This is a genomic window from Gordonia sp. GN26 (genome assembly GCF_054823965.1).
In genome coordinates, this window is the sequence record NZ_JSYC01000075.1 from 1 (window position 1) to 12,962 (window position 12,962).

The following is a 12,962-nucleotide window of genomic DNA, read 5'->3' on the forward strand; positions in this document are numbered from 1 at the left end:
CGAAGACTTCTTCCCCAACCTGCGGCGCATCCGCTACGAACAGCCACCCCAGGCGCCACCCACTCCACGGGTGATCTCGGGAGACGAACTTCCGCCCACACCCAACCGGCTCGCACGGAAGCACGCGCGCCGGCGGGCCGAACGTGCCCGCAACAAGGCTCAGCGCCTCGCCGACCAGGCCGACCCGCCACCCTTCTGACCGGCATCACAGATCCTCGCGCGCCACCAACTCCACGGTGACGAGCATGGCGATCGAACTGACGGCGAGCAGTGCGATGAGCACGAACAACTGCATGGCCGCGGCCGCCCACACCGACGCGCCACCGAGGACCATGCCCACGAAAGCGCCGGGAATGGTGACCAGCCCGACCGCCCGGGTCTGATCGATGCCCGGGATGAGGGCGCTCGCCGACGCCGCGGCGCAGATCTCGAGGCGGGCATCGCGGGGGAGCAGGCCCAACGACAACGCCGCCTCGACCTCGCCGTGACGCGTCGCCAGTTCGTCGACTGCGCGTCGACCCGCGAGTGACGTCGTGACCATGGCTCCGCCGAGCAGAATCCCGGCCGTCGGGATGATCGCGATGCCTTTTGCAGGCAGGACGCCCACCAGGGCCAGGACGATGACTATCGCGATGGTCGGTGCCGCCACGGGCACCAGGCATCGTGCGATGACGACGAGACCGGCGTTCTCGCGGCGCACCCGCCGCGCCGACGTCCACGCAGCCGCCACCGCCATGACCACCACGAACAGGGCCGACGCCCACAGATACGGAACGACCGCCGCCAGCACGCCCGCGAGGGCGGCGAGCTGGACGACGGCGCGCAGGGTCGCCACCAAAGTGTCGGTCGCCAAACCGCTTCGACCGTTCACCAGCACCGCGACGACGGCGAGCACGACGATCGCGATCGCCAGGACCGGGCCGATCCGGACGACGGCGTCGCCGATTCCGTTCACACCGGCAAGTTCACCAGATCTGCTGCAGGGCTGCGAGCATGTCGTCGCGGATCTCGCTGCGGCAGATCACGAAATCGGGCATGTAGGGGTGGCGGTTGTTGTAGACGATCTCCGAACCGTCCAGACGGCTACAGTGCAGGCCGGCCGCGAGGGCGACGCCGACCGGCGCGGCGTTGTCCCACTCGTACTGGCCGCCGGCGTGGACGTAGGCGTCGGCGTCGCCGCGGACGACGGCCATCGCCTTGGCGCCGGCCGACCCGACCGGAACCATCTGCAGGCCGAGCCGGTTGGACACATAGCTCGTCTCGTACGAGCCGCCCCACCGCGAGGTCACCATGCGTCGGGTCAGCTCCCCGCCGGGCTTCTCGACGGTGTCGGCACGGAACAGTTCACCGGTCGCGGGCAGTGACACCGCGGCCTCGGTGACGACCCCGTTCTCCGTCAACGCCACGTGCACAGCCCAGTCCGCGCTGCCCGCAGCGAATTCCCTCGTGCCGTCGAGCGGATCGATGATCCACACGCGCTGGGCCGTCGCACGGTCGCCGACATCGGCCGCCTCTTCGGACAGAACGGCGTCGCGCGGACGGTGTTTGCGGAGGACGGTGGAGATCCAGGCCTGGGCGAGCGCATCGCCGACATCGCCGAGCATGCTGCCGGCCAACAGGTCGCCATGACGAATCCCGAGGAGGATCTCCCCGGCTCCCTGGGCGATCCGGGCGGCCAGCTCGGCGTCGGAAAGTCGGGAAGTCATCCCTTTACTAGAGCACACTGGTGGCATGCCCGAGCTTCCTGAGGTGGCCGCCATCGCCGACTATGTCGACGGCCGTGCGGCCGGACTCCCGATCCGGCGAGTCGACGTCGCGTCCTTGTCCGTGCTCAAGACGGCGGATCCGCCGTACACCGCGCTCACCGACCGGATCGTCGAATCGGTCGGTCGCGTCGGCAAGTACCTGGTCATCCGGACCATCCCCGGTTCGGAAGCAACCGCGTCCGAGCCGACGCTGGCGCTGGTCATCCACCTGTCGCGCGCCGGCTGGGTGCGGTGGAGCGAGGACCTCTCGCCCAAGCCGCTACGCCCGGGCGGTAAGTCGCCGATCGCGCTGCGGGTGCACTGCGGGCTGCCCGGCGAGGGATTCGACGTCACCGAGGCCGGCACCCAGAAGCGGCTGGCGGTGTGGCTCGTCCGCGACCTCGCCGAGATCGACCGCGTCGCCGGACTCGGCCCCGACGCCCTGGAACTGACCGAGGAACAGTTCGCCGAGATCCTCGCCGGCACCACCGGACGCGTGAAGAACGTGCTCACCGACCAGCACACCATCGCCGGGATCGGCAACGCCTACTCCGACGAGATCCTCCACACCGCACGGCTGTCTCCGTTCGCGTCGTCGAAGACCCTCAAACCCGGTCAGGTGAGCACCCTGTACGACGCGATGCGCGCCGTGCTCACCGACGCCACGAGCCGCCTCGAGGGTCAGGCCGTCGCCCGGCTGAAGTCGGAGAAACGCACCGGACTCCGCGTGCACGCACGCACCGGACTGCCGTGCCCGGTCTGCGGCGACACCGTCCGCGAGGTGTCCTTCGCCGACCGGTCCTTCCAGTACTGCCCGACCTGCCAGACCGGTGGCAAGGTCCTCGCCGACCGCCGGATGTCGCGGCTCCTGAAATGAGCGATGGAGGACGCGCACTACGCCTGACGTCGCGGTCCGCGCAGCCGGCGGCGATGCCGGTAGGTTCGGGTCCATGACCTCGACGACACGGCAGAAGATCCTCATCACCGGTGCGAGTTCGGGACTCGGCGAGGGCATGGCCCGCCGATTCGCCGCCCAGGGACGTTCGCTGGCGCTCGCCGCCCGGCGCCGCGACAACCTCGAGGCCCTGGCCGCCGAACTCCGTCCGTCGGCGAAACAGGTTGCGATCGCGCAGCTCGACGTGACCGACCTCGACGCGGTCCCCGTCGCCTTCCGTACGCTCGCTGACGAACTCGGCGGCCTCGACCGCGTCATCGTCAACGCCGGTCTCGGCAAGGGCGCACCGATCGGCACCGGCAAGGCGGCCGCCAACATCGAGACCGTGCAGACCAATCTCGTCGGCGCGCTCGCGCAGGCCGAGGCCGCCCTCGAGATCTTCCGCGAGCAGAACGCCGGCCACCTCGTGTTGGTCAGCTCCATTTCGGGTGTCCGCGGCATGCCCAAGGCCCAGGCGGCGTACTCGGCGTCGAAGGCCGGTCTCACCGCGCTCGGGCAGGGGTTGCAGGCCGAGTTCGCGAACTCGCCGATCTCGGTGTCGATCGTGGCGCCCGGTTACATCGAGACAGATATCAATCGGGGCGTGAAGACCTCGCTGATGGTCGACACCGACAAGGGCGTCGACGCGATGGTCGCCGCGATCGAGGCCGAGAAGACCTGGGCGCCGGTCCCCGCCTGGCCGTGGATGCCGATCGCCGCGGCGCTCAAGTACCTGCCGGGGTCGATCAGTCGACGGATGATCTGAGCCCCGGGGCCGTGCGGCGGGTTAGCGTGGCGGGATGTCCTCGCGTCTCGCCCGACGCACGGCGGCTGTGATCGCCGTCGCCGCGGGCACTTTCACGGTGGTCGGCTGTTCGTCCGACGCGCCGGTCGACCGCAGGCCGAGTACAACCGCGTCCGCTGTCGCGAAGGTCGTCACCGCGGGTCCCAGCCGGGACATCGACCCGGTTGCGCGTCGCTTCCCGTTGCTGGCCGACGGGAACGTCGACGGCTGGGCCGCCGGAACTCTCGATTCCGCACCGGGCGCCTCCGAGCGAGTGCCCGGCCCCACGACGTACTGGTTCGATGCCGTCGTCGACGTCGGACCCGGCCGTGCGACGGCCTGGGCCGACGAGTACCACGCGGAACCGGTGACCGCGCCCGACCCGGTGGCCGCCGAACTGCGCGACCTCGTCCCGGCAGGTGGCCTCCTCGGCGGCCGGCACCTCGATGACGCGTTCTCGACGGGCGAGTGGCGGGCGACCGTGTATCTGTCGCCGTCGACAGGCCGCGTGGTCGTGCTCGGTATCGACGACTGACCTGCGTAAGGTGACGGTCTGTGGCGAACAAGCAGGGACAGATCGTGGCGTCGGGCGCATTCCAGCTGTTCGGGAGTCGCCGACGTGAGCAGGTCAGCGAGTTGCTGGGCGACATCTTCGGCCGCACCGACATCGAGGCCCTGGCCTCCGACTGGCGCGGGGTCGTCTACTTCACCCTCGCCGAGGACGAATCCATCGACGCCGAAACGGTACTCGGATTCGACCCGTCCAGCGGATCGTCGGGTGAGCTGGCGACCCTCGACGACGTCCTGGCAGCCGTCCGGACAGGCGAGGTCGCCGAAGCCGTCGACGTGGCCAGTTTCGATGCCTGGCGCACCGCCACAGGAACCCGCGCGCTCGACATGGGCGCCTGCGTACCGCCGGCGCTCTACGAGTTCCTCGGCGGCGATCCGGCCGAAAGATCGGTCGAGTCGGAGGATCTCGTGATTTTCGTGGCCACCGCCGCCGCCATCATGGGACGACTCGAGAAGCTCGGCGTCGAACCGGGCGACGAGATCCCCGACGAGGTGTTCGACGAGGACTACTGGAAGTAGTTCCTCCCGTCCCCTCTCGCTGGTTGAGTAGGCGAGGAGCCTGCGACGAGCCGTATCGAGATCAGACCGCGCGACCCCGGTGCCTGCGGTACCAGGCGACCAGTTCGTCGGTCGACGAGTCGGCGTCGGCGGCGGGCGCGTCGGACTGGGTGATGGTGCCCAGCAGCGCCTTCGCCTGGGTCTTGCCGAGTTCGACGCCCCACTGGTCGAACGGGTTGATCCCCCAGATGGTGCCCTCGACGAAGACCTGATGTTCGTACAGTGCCACCAGCTGTCCGATCACCGAAGGCGTGAGCCGGGGAGCGAGGATCGAGGTGCTGGGTCGGTTGCCCGGCATCACCTTGTGCGCCACCACATGTGCGGGCACTCCCTCGTCGGCGATCTCGTCGGCGGTCTTGCCGAAGGCGAGCACCTTGGTCTGCGCGAAGTAGTTGCTCATCAGCAGGTCGTGCATCGACCCTGACCCGTCGGGCCCGGCGGGCAGGTCGTCGGTGGGCTCGGCGAAACCGATGAAGTCGGCCGGCACGATTCGTGTGCCCTGGTGCAGGAGCTGGTAGAACGCGTGCTGTCCGTTGGTTCCCGGTTCGCCCCAGAAGATCTCGCCGGTGTCGGTGGTGACGTGGTGTCCGCTCGCGGTCACCGACTTGCCGTTGGACTCCATCGTGAGCTGTTGCAGGTAGGCGGCGAAGCGCGCCATGTCGTTGCTGTAGGGGAGGACCGCCCGGGTTCCGATGTCCCAGAAGTTGTTGTACCAGAGCCCGATCAGGCCCAGGATGACCGGCGCGTTCTGCTCGAGCGGCTGGGTGCGGAAATGTTCGTCGACGAGATGGAAGCCCTCCAGGAACTCCGCGAAGCGCTCCTTGCCGATCGCGGCCATCACCGACAGGCCGATCGCCGAGTCCACCGAGTAGCGGCCGCCGACCCAGTCCCAGAAACCGAACATGTGGTTGGTGTCGATGCCGAACTTCGCCACCTCGTCGGCGTTGGTGCTCACCGCGACGAAATGCTTTGCCACCGCCTCGGTCCCGGCGTCGAGGGCCTCGAGCAGCCAGCTCCGGGCGGCGGCCGCGTTGGTCAACGTCTCGAGCGTGGTGAAGGTCTTCGACGCGATGATGAACAGGGTGGTCTCGGGGTCGAGACCGTCGAGGGTGCCGACCATGTCCGCCGGATCGACGTTCGAGACGAAGTGGCAGCGGATGCCGGCGTCGACGTAGTGGCGAAGGGCCTGGTACACCATCACCGGCCCCAGATCTGATCCGCCGATGCCGATGTTCACCACGTCGGTGATGCGTTTCCCGGTGTGGCCCTTCCACTCTCCGCTGCGGAGACGATCGGTGAACTCGCCCATCCGGGTGAGGACCTCGTGCACGTCGGCGACCACGTCCTGCCCGTCGACGGTGAGCGTCGCGTCGGCGGGAAGACGAAGAGCGGTGTGCAGGACGGCACGGTCCTCGGAGGTGTTGATGTGCGCCCCGGCGAACATGTCGTCGCGGCTCTCTTCCAGGCCGACCTCGCGCGCCAGGCTCATGAGCAGTTCGAGCGTCTCCCGTGTCACCCGGTGCTTGGAGTAGTCGATGTGCAGATCGCCGACGTCGACGGTCAGTTCGCGGCCGCGCTCGGGATCGATCGCGAACACCTCGCGCAGATGCATTGCGTACACATGCGGCTGGTGAGCGGCGAGAGCCTGCCAGGACTGCGTTGCGGTGATGTCGCCGTGGTCGGTGCCGGTGAAGTCGCTGCCGGGTGCCTGCGTGCTCATGACACCCAACCCTATGTCGTCGGCGTCTCCACCGCGACGGTCGTCACACCTGCCGGCGCAAACTCACAGTGGCGTCAGCGACCGAGGGGGCCGCGACCGAGTCGGAGGAGGAGCATCGCGAGGGTGTGACCCTCCTTGCCGAGTTCGGCGAACCGGTCGATGACCTTGACCTCGCGGCTGTGCACGAGTCGCGGGCCGCCCGACGCCATGCGCGCGGCGCCGATCTTCTTCGAGATCGCCGAGCGTCGTTTGATCGCACCGAGGATGACGGCATCGAGCCGGTCGATCTCGAGGCGCAGCTCGTCGATGTCGTCCGGCAGGTCGTCCACATCCGAGGTCAGCTGGTACTTCTCGAGATCGATCGTGTTCTCGAAGGACGTCGGAGTCGACTGTCGGGGCTCGTCGGATCCGGAGCTCGGGCTGCGATCGGTCACGGCCTGATTTTGCCACGGCGCACCGATCCGACCTGCAGGTACCCGATCGGACCCACCTCCGGTCGATGTGCTCACACCCGCCACATGGACACTGGAGCGCATGCTCAACGCGCGCGTGATGTCGATGATCGCGGTGGCCCTGATCGCCGGACAGCTGATCATCCGGGGGTGGCTCGTCGCGACCGGCAACTTCTACTGGGACGATCTGGTGCTGATCGCACGGGCCTCGTCGAATCCGATCCTGTCCTGGGAATACCTGGGGCACAGCCACGACGGGCATTTCATGCCGGCGGCTTTCCTGCTGGCCGGGGTGGCCACCTGGCTGGCGCCGGTCAACTGGGCGTTGCCGGCGCTGACGCTGATCGTCCTGCAGGCGATCGCCTCCATCGCGGTGTGGCGGATGATCCGCGTGATCGCCCCCGCCGCCCGCGCCGGTGCGCTGGTGGCGCTCGCGTTCTATCTGTTCAGCCCGATGACGGTGCCCGCCTTCGCCTGGTGGGCATCGGGCCTCAACACGTTGCCGATGCAGGCAGCGCTGGCGTGGATCGTCGCCGACGCCGTGGGACTCGCGCGGGGAGACATCGACCCGGGACGACGCCGCGTGGTGTGGATCCGCTCGACGGTGATCTTCGTTGTCGCGCTGGCCTTCTTCGAGAAGTCGTTGTTCATCCTCCCGATCGCCTTCGTCGCCGCGGCGCTGGCGAGCGGCACGGGACGGACTGCGCTGACCTCGACCCTGCGCGCCGGCCGCGAGTTGTGGGCGTCGCTCGCGGCGGTGACCGCGCTCTGGGTCGTCGTGTACTTCGTCACCGCCGATCCGTTCGCGGGCAACCACTCGGTCGGCCAGACCGCACGCCTGGTGTGGCGGTCGGTGAACCACGCGATCGTGCCGTCGCTGGTCGGCGGCCCGTGGGAGTGGGACCGGTGGACGCCCGGTCCGCCAACCGGCTTCCCCGCGACCTGGATGATCGTCGCCGGCTGGCTGGTACTGGCCGCCGTCACGTGGTGGGCGGTCACCCGCCGACGTGGAGCGGTAGCGATCGTCGCGTTCGCCGCGCTGTACGCGGTGGCCGCCCAGATCCCGGTGATGTGGAACCGCTCGAGCCCGGAGACCGCGGTCGCCCTCGCCCAGCACATGCGCTATCTCCCCGACACCGCGCTCGTGTTCGCGATCGCGATCGCGCTGCTGGTCGGGGCCCGGTCGACAACTGCGCCCGCACCCGAACGCCGCCACGCGGCCGAGGACCAGTCGCCCGCCGTGCTGCTCCTACCGGTCGTCGCCGCGCTCGCGATGGTGTCGGCGGTCGTCTCGCTCGTGTCGTTCTCCGCGTCGTGGCGTGACAATCCCACCGGCGACTACCTGAAGACAGCGGTCGCGACCCTGCACGACAACGCCGATACGACGCTGCTGGATCAGTCGGTCCCGCTGGAGATCCTGCAACCGGTGGTCTACCCGGACAACCAGATCAGCCGCATCTTCGGTCGTGTCGATCCGCGGCCGGAGTTCGGCACTTCCACCGACCGGCTCCTCGTCCTCGACACCGCGGGCAACGCGGTGCCCGGTGGGGTGACCCAGCGACGGCTCGTCGGCGCAGGACTCGGCAACTGCGCCCGGCCGGAGATCTCCGGGCCGGCGCGGCTGGCACTCGACGGACCGCTGTTCCCGTGGCCGTGGACCGTCGCACTGAGTTACTGCGCCACCCGCGACGGCGAGGTCGAGATGAAGCTCGACGGCGGAGACGCCGTGCGCGTACCGGTCCGGTCGGGCCTCGGCTCCATCTACGTCCGCCTCGACGGCGGCGGCGATGCGATCTCGGTGCGACCGGTGACCGCGGGACTACGACTCCACACGGGCGCCGGCCGGGTCGGCGAGGCGGTCGAGGCACGCTTCGCCGGCGGCTGACCTACTCGTAGAAGTAGGCGCTGACGTTGTCGGTCTGCCCCTCGGAGGCGATCAGTGCACGCAGTGCCGAGGCGGCCTCCGGCTCGTTGACGAAGTAGACGACCTTCACGTCGCCGGCGGCCTTGACCTGCTCGCCGATCTGCTTCTTCAGCACCTCGGTGCCCTCCCAGCTCGGGTCGAATCTGCCGCCGCTGATGTGCTCGGAGTAACCCGGACCGAAGGTGACGTGCAGGTTGCCGTCGGTGCCGATGCCGTCGAAGAGGTACTCGCCGCGCTTGACCGCGTAGTAGCTCGGGAGGCCGGTGATCCCGGCGCCGTAGCGGGCCTGGTCGGGGCTCTTGTTGCCGGTGCGCACGTACACGACCTCGGTGTTGGTCTGCTTCTCGTTGTCGTCGATCAGCTTGTTGAGGTCGGCCTCGGTGGTGTCGAGGAAGGCCAGGTAGGTGTAGGCCGAACGCGGGCCGATCGACGAGTTCGCCGGCAGGTTGGTCGCCGTGCACCGCGTGGTCGCGGTGCGGCCGAAGTCGACGCGCACGACGGGCTTGCACTCGCCGCCCAGCGCGCCCGCCGGACGACCGCCGACGGCGAAGTTCAGAGTCATGCCGTAGTTGAAGTGACCCCTGACGTCGTCGGCCCACGGGATGCCGGACACGGTGAAGTCGTAGGCGCACGCCGCGGTGGTGCACTCGCCGATGAGTCGCGGGGAGACGACCGGCTGCTTGGCCCACAGGCCCGGCGCCGGCGCCGACAACAGGTCGCCGACGAGGGCGCGCTGATTGGCGAACACCTTCTGGGCCTGGTCGGCCGGCTGCAGGCTCACCGAGGTGTCGATGTCGTAGGTCGCCGATCCCTGCTTGGACTGGCCCTTGACGTTGGTGACGTTCTTGGACTCGGGGTCGAAGGTGACCTCCCAGCTGCCGATCTTCACCTTGTCCTCACCGATGAACTCGATGGGCGGATCGCTCGTCGGCCAGCGGCGGGCGTCGGGCGTGCCCTTGTTCGGGGTCGGCAGTTCGACGCCGAGCTGCGGTTCGGAACCGGATTCGACGTTGCCGATGTCGCCGGCCAGGTTGTCCGGGCCGAGGATGGTGCCGAAGCGGGGGAGGCTGGTGAACCGCGTCGATGCCCACTTGTTGTCCAGCGGTGCCATGTCGAGGTTCAGCTTCTCGTCGGCGACGAGCAGCTCGTTCCACAGCGAGGTGGGCGCGCTGATGTACGGGTTGTTGCTGATCTGGCGGTACTCGCCCTGCTCGGAACCCAGCGACACCGTGCCCTCGGCGGTGTTCGACGTCGTCACGATGAGATCGCTGAACTCGACCGTGCCCTCGCCGCGCGCGTCGTCGTACTTGTAGGCGACCTTGCCGGTGTACTTGGCCGCGGGGCTCGTCGCCATCTTGAAGAGCACCTCGTCGAGGCTCTTCTGCGCGCGGAACGCGGCGGTCGGCTCGACCGTGCCCGCACTGCTGAACGGCACGAACGAGAGGATCAGGGCGACCACGAGAGCCAGCGCTCCGACACCGAGGACGATGGCGGCGGGGGCAATCGACGGTCTCTTCATGGTCGCCTCTTTCGGTCGTCGAGGCTTGCCAACCGCATCGACGGGCGCCCCGAGCCAGTGATACCGGGTCATCGTAGCCGCGGGACCCGGCCTCTCGGGTGCCAACGCACGGGGCGGTCGAGCGATCGGACGACGGGCATTCCGGCCCGAGGCGCGCGGGGCGGTGTCGGTGCGGGCGGGTAGCCTGGACTACCGATGAACAGCTCTTCTTCTGCCCCTCTCCTCGCCGGTCGCACGTCTTCCTCCTCCTCGGGGACGGCTGCCGCCGACGACCGCGTCGCCCGCCTGCTCGACGGCCTCAACCCGCCGCAGCGCGCCGCGGTGCTCCACGCGGGCTCGCCGCTGCTGATCGTCGCCGGTGCGGGTTCGGGCAAGACATCGGTCCTGACCCGCCGGATCGCCTACCTGCTGGCGGCGCGCGACGTCACGCCCGGGCAGATCCTGGCCATCACCTTCACCAACAAGGCCGCCGCCGAGATGCGCGAGCGCGTCATCGACCTGGTCGGGCCGCGGGCCGCCTACATGTGGGTCTCGACGTTCCACTCGACGTGCGTCCGCATCCTGCGGGCGCAGTCGGGGCTGCTGGAGGGGATGAACTCCAACTTCTCCATCTACGACGCCGACGACTCGAAGCGGTTGCTGGGCATGATCATCCGCGACCTCGACCTGGACCCCAAGAAGTTCAGTCCGCGCGGTGTCTCGGTGGCCATCTCGAACTTCAAGAACGAACTGGTCTCGCCCGACGAGGCCGCGGCCTCGGCGAACGAAGACGACTTCACCGCGGCGACCATCGCGAAGATCTTCAGCGAGTACCAGCGCCGACTGCGGGCGGCCAACGCCTTCGACTTCGACGACCTGATCGGCGAGACCGTCGCCCTGCTGCACCGTCACCCGCAGGTTGCCGAGTACTACCGGCGCCGGTTCCGGCACGTCCTCGTCGACGAGTACCAGGACACCAACCACGCCCAGTACGTCCTCATCCGCGAACTGGTGGGGGAGCAGACCACCGCGAGCGGCCTCGAACCCTCGGAACTCTGCGTCGTCGGTGACGCCGATCAGTCGATCTATGCCTTCCGCGGCGCCACCATCCGCAACATCGAAGAGTTCGAGCGCGACTTCACCAACGCCGAAACCGTTCTGCTCGAACAGAACTACCGCTCGACGCAGACCATCCTGTCCGCTGCCAACGCGGTCATCGCGCGCAACACCGGGCGTCGCGAGAAGAAGCTGTGGACCGACTCCGGCGACGGCGAACTCATCGTCGGCTACGTCGCCGACTCCGATCGTGAGGAGTCGACGTTCATCGCCAAGGAGATCGAGGAACTCACCGACTACTCGATCGGTGGGTCGTCGAGCTACAAGTACTCCGACGTCGCGGTCTTCTACCGCACCAACACCGGCTCCCGTGCGATCGAGGAAGTGTTCGTCCGCCACGGCATTCCGTACAAGGTGGTCGGCGGCACCAAATTCTATGAGCGCAAAGAGGTCCGGGACGTGGTCGCCTACCTGCGGGTGGTCGCCAATCCCGACGACTCGGTGAGCCTGCGACGCATCCTCAACACCCCCCGACGCGGCATCGGCGATCGCGCCGAGGCCTGTGTCGCCGTGCATTCGGAGAACACCGGCCGCAGCTTCTACGAGTCGCTCATCGACGCTGCGGAGGGCAAGGTCGCGCTGCTGAACACCCGCGCGGTCAAGCAGATCGGCGGCTTCGTCGAACTCATCGAGGGCTTGCGCGCCGATTTCCTCACGCACTTCGGCGAATCCGACACCGAGGACGCCGACACCGCCTTCCTCGACGCCACCGAGGAGTCCGCCGACATCGGTGAGCTCGTCGACGCCATCGTCGAACGCACCGGTTACCGTGGCGAACTGGAGGCGTCGAACGATCCACAGGACGGCGCCCGGCTCGACAACATCAACGAACTCGTAGCCGTCGCACGAGAATTCAGCGCCGACGCTGCGCAGGCCGACCTGGATGCGGACGACGAATCGGAGATGGAGGTCGACCGCGAGGGCGAGCCCGAACCCGGTTCTCTCGCAGCATTTCTCGAGCGGGTCTCGCTGGTCGCCGATGCCGACCAGGTGCCCGACGAGGGTGACGGCGTCGTCACGATGATGACGCTGCACACCGCGAAGGGCCTGGAGTTCCCGGTCGTGTTCGTGACCGGTTGGGAGGACGGGCATTTCCCGCACATGCGGGCGCTCGGCGACCCGAACGAACTGAGTGAGGAACGTCGCCTCGCCTACGTGGGCATCACCCGCGCCAAGCAGCGTCTGTACCTGACCCGATCGGTGACCCGCGCCTCGTGGGGGCAGCCGGTGTCGAATCCGGAATCCCGCTTCCTGCAAGAGATCCCGCAGCATCTGATCGATTGGCGGCGCACCGAGCCGCGTCGTTCGGCACGTGGCTTCGGGGGATCGTCGGGTGGTGTGTTCGGTCGCGACGGCTCGTTCTCGGGCAGCGGCGGCGGCTCGTCGGTCGCTCGCGGCCGGTCGTCCTATTCCTCCGACCCGGCCCGCGGACGCAACAAACAGGTCCACCTCGACATCGGCGACCGGCACAACCATCCCAAGTACGGCATGGGCAAGGTCGTGGCCAAGGAGGGCAGTGGCGCCACCGAACGCGTCACCATCGACTACGGCGGCAGCGCCGGACGCGTCACCCTGCTGACCGCAGGTGGCATTCCAGGGGAGAAGCTCTAGGGAATCCGCTCGATCACGTTGCGTTGTGTGCCGGAAAACGGTGCAGAACG

11 protein-coding genes and 1 pseudogene are annotated in these 12,962 nt (G+C 68.4%); 7 read left to right on the top strand and 5 right to left on the bottom strand.

Annotated elements, in window-relative coordinates:
* Positions 1–199 (top strand): annotated as a pseudogene (locus tag OK17_RS15800) (HNH endonuclease); the annotation flags it as partial.
* A 6-nt stretch (positions 200–205) separates the two neighbouring features.
* On the opposite strand, the gene OK17_RS15805 reads toward OK17_RS15800, so the two are convergent.
* Both OK17_RS15805 and OK17_RS15810 read right to left on the bottom strand, forming a co-directional pair.
* On the bottom strand, positions 206–955 hold the full coding sequence (locus tag OK17_RS15805; protein ID WP_461418010.1) for an ABC transporter permease: 750 nt from the start codon (positions 953–955) through the stop codon (positions 206–208).
* Between the two features lie 10 nt (positions 956–965).
* A complete protein-coding gene (locus tag OK17_RS15810; protein WP_232717960.1) occupies positions 966–1,706 on the bottom strand; it encodes a 3'(2'),5'-bisphosphate nucleotidase CysQ in 741 nt (246 codons plus the stop codon).
* A 25-nt stretch (positions 1,707–1,731) separates the two neighbouring features.
* On the opposite strand from OK17_RS15810, the gene OK17_RS15815 reads away from it, so the two are divergent.
* The 4 genes from OK17_RS15815 (at position 1,732) to OK17_RS15830 (ending at position 4,552) form a co-directional block, all read left to right on the top strand.
* Positions 1,732–2,622 carry a DNA-formamidopyrimidine glycosylase family protein gene (locus tag OK17_RS15815; RefSeq protein WP_232717959.1) on the top strand — a complete coding sequence of 297 codons (891 nt, stop codon included), beginning with the start codon at positions 1,732–1,734 and terminating at the stop codon, positions 2,620–2,622.
* Positions 2,623–2,695: 73 nt separating this feature from the next.
* Complete coding sequence (locus tag OK17_RS15820; RefSeq protein ID WP_461418011.1) at positions 2,696–3,445, top strand: SDR family oxidoreductase; 750 nt, start codon at positions 2,696–2,698, stop codon at positions 3,443–3,445.
* A gap of 34 nt (positions 3,446–3,479) precedes the next feature.
* Positions 3,480–3,998: a hypothetical protein gene (locus OK17_RS15825; protein WP_461418012.1), complete on the top strand. Its 519-nt coding sequence runs from the start codon at positions 3,480–3,482 to the stop codon at positions 3,996–3,998.
* 20 nt (positions 3,999–4,018) lie between these two features.
* Positions 4,019–4,552, top strand: coding sequence for a hypothetical protein (locus OK17_RS15830; protein ID WP_232717956.1), 534 nt, complete (start codon positions 4,019–4,021; stop codon positions 4,550–4,552).
* Between the two features lie 61 nt (positions 4,553–4,613).
* On the opposite strand, the gene pgi is transcribed toward OK17_RS15830, so the two are convergent.
* Positions 4,614–6,311 (bottom strand): glucose-6-phosphate isomerase, encoded by a 1,698-nt coding sequence (pgi, locus tag OK17_RS15835; protein ID WP_461418013.1) that lies wholly within the window; start codon positions 6,309–6,311, stop codon positions 4,614–4,616.
* A 74-nt stretch (positions 6,312–6,385) separates the two neighbouring features.
* Positions 6,386–6,745, bottom strand: coding sequence for a chorismate mutase (locus OK17_RS15840; protein WP_461418014.1), 360 nt, complete (start codon positions 6,743–6,745; stop codon positions 6,386–6,388).
* Between the two features lie 100 nt (positions 6,746–6,845).
* Between OK17_RS15840 and OK17_RS15845 the strand changes: the two genes are divergently transcribed.
* The gene (locus OK17_RS15845; RefSeq protein ID WP_461418015.1) at positions 6,846–8,648 is read left to right on the top strand and encodes a hypothetical protein; all 1,803 of its coding nucleotides are present in this window, start codon (positions 6,846–6,848) and stop codon (positions 8,646–8,648) included.
* A gap of 1 nt (position 8,649) precedes the next feature.
* Here the strand turns inward: OK17_RS15845 and OK17_RS15850 are convergent, their stop codons facing one another.
* On the bottom strand, positions 8,650–10,206 hold the full coding sequence (locus tag OK17_RS15850) for a hypothetical protein (RefSeq protein ID WP_461418016.1): 1,557 nt from the start codon (positions 10,204–10,206) through the stop codon (positions 8,650–8,652).
* A gap of 195 nt (positions 10,207–10,401) precedes the next feature.
* On the opposite strand from OK17_RS15850, the gene OK17_RS15855 reads away from it, so the two are divergent.
* Positions 10,402–12,912: a UvrD-helicase domain-containing protein gene (locus OK17_RS15855; protein ID WP_461418017.1), complete on the top strand. Its 2,511-nt coding sequence runs from the start codon at positions 10,402–10,404 to the stop codon at positions 12,910–12,912.
* Positions 12,913–12,962 lie beyond the last annotated feature (50 nt).

Excerpts from the sequence above, each read along its gene's own strand:
- pgi (WP_461418013.1), bottom strand. The coding sequence starts at position 6,311 with ATGAGCACGCAGGCACCCGGCAGCGACTTCACCGGCACCGACCACGGC.
- OK17_RS15810 (WP_232717960.1), bottom strand. The coding sequence starts at position 1,706 with ATGACTTCCCGACTTTCCGACGCCGAGCTGGCCGCCCGGATCGCCCAG.
- OK17_RS15850 (WP_461418016.1), bottom strand. The coding sequence starts at position 10,206 with ATGAAGAGACCGTCGATTGCCCCCGCCGCCATCGTCCTCGGTGTCGGA.
- OK17_RS15820 (WP_461418011.1), top strand. The coding sequence starts at position 2,696 with ATGACCTCGACGACACGGCAGAAGATCCTCATCACCGGTGCGAGTTCG.
- OK17_RS15845 (WP_461418015.1), top strand. The coding sequence starts at position 6,846 with ATGCTCAACGCGCGCGTGATGTCGATGATCGCGGTGGCCCTGATCGCC.
- OK17_RS15825 (WP_461418012.1), top strand. The coding sequence starts at position 3,480 with ATGTCCTCGCGTCTCGCCCGACGCACGGCGGCTGTGATCGCCGTCGCC.
- OK17_RS15855 (WP_461418017.1), top strand. The coding sequence starts at position 10,402 with ATGAACAGCTCTTCTTCTGCCCCTCTCCTCGCCGGTCGCACGTCTTCC.
- OK17_RS15815 (WP_232717959.1), top strand. The coding sequence starts at position 1,732 with ATGCCCGAGCTTCCTGAGGTGGCCGCCATCGCCGACTATGTCGACGGC.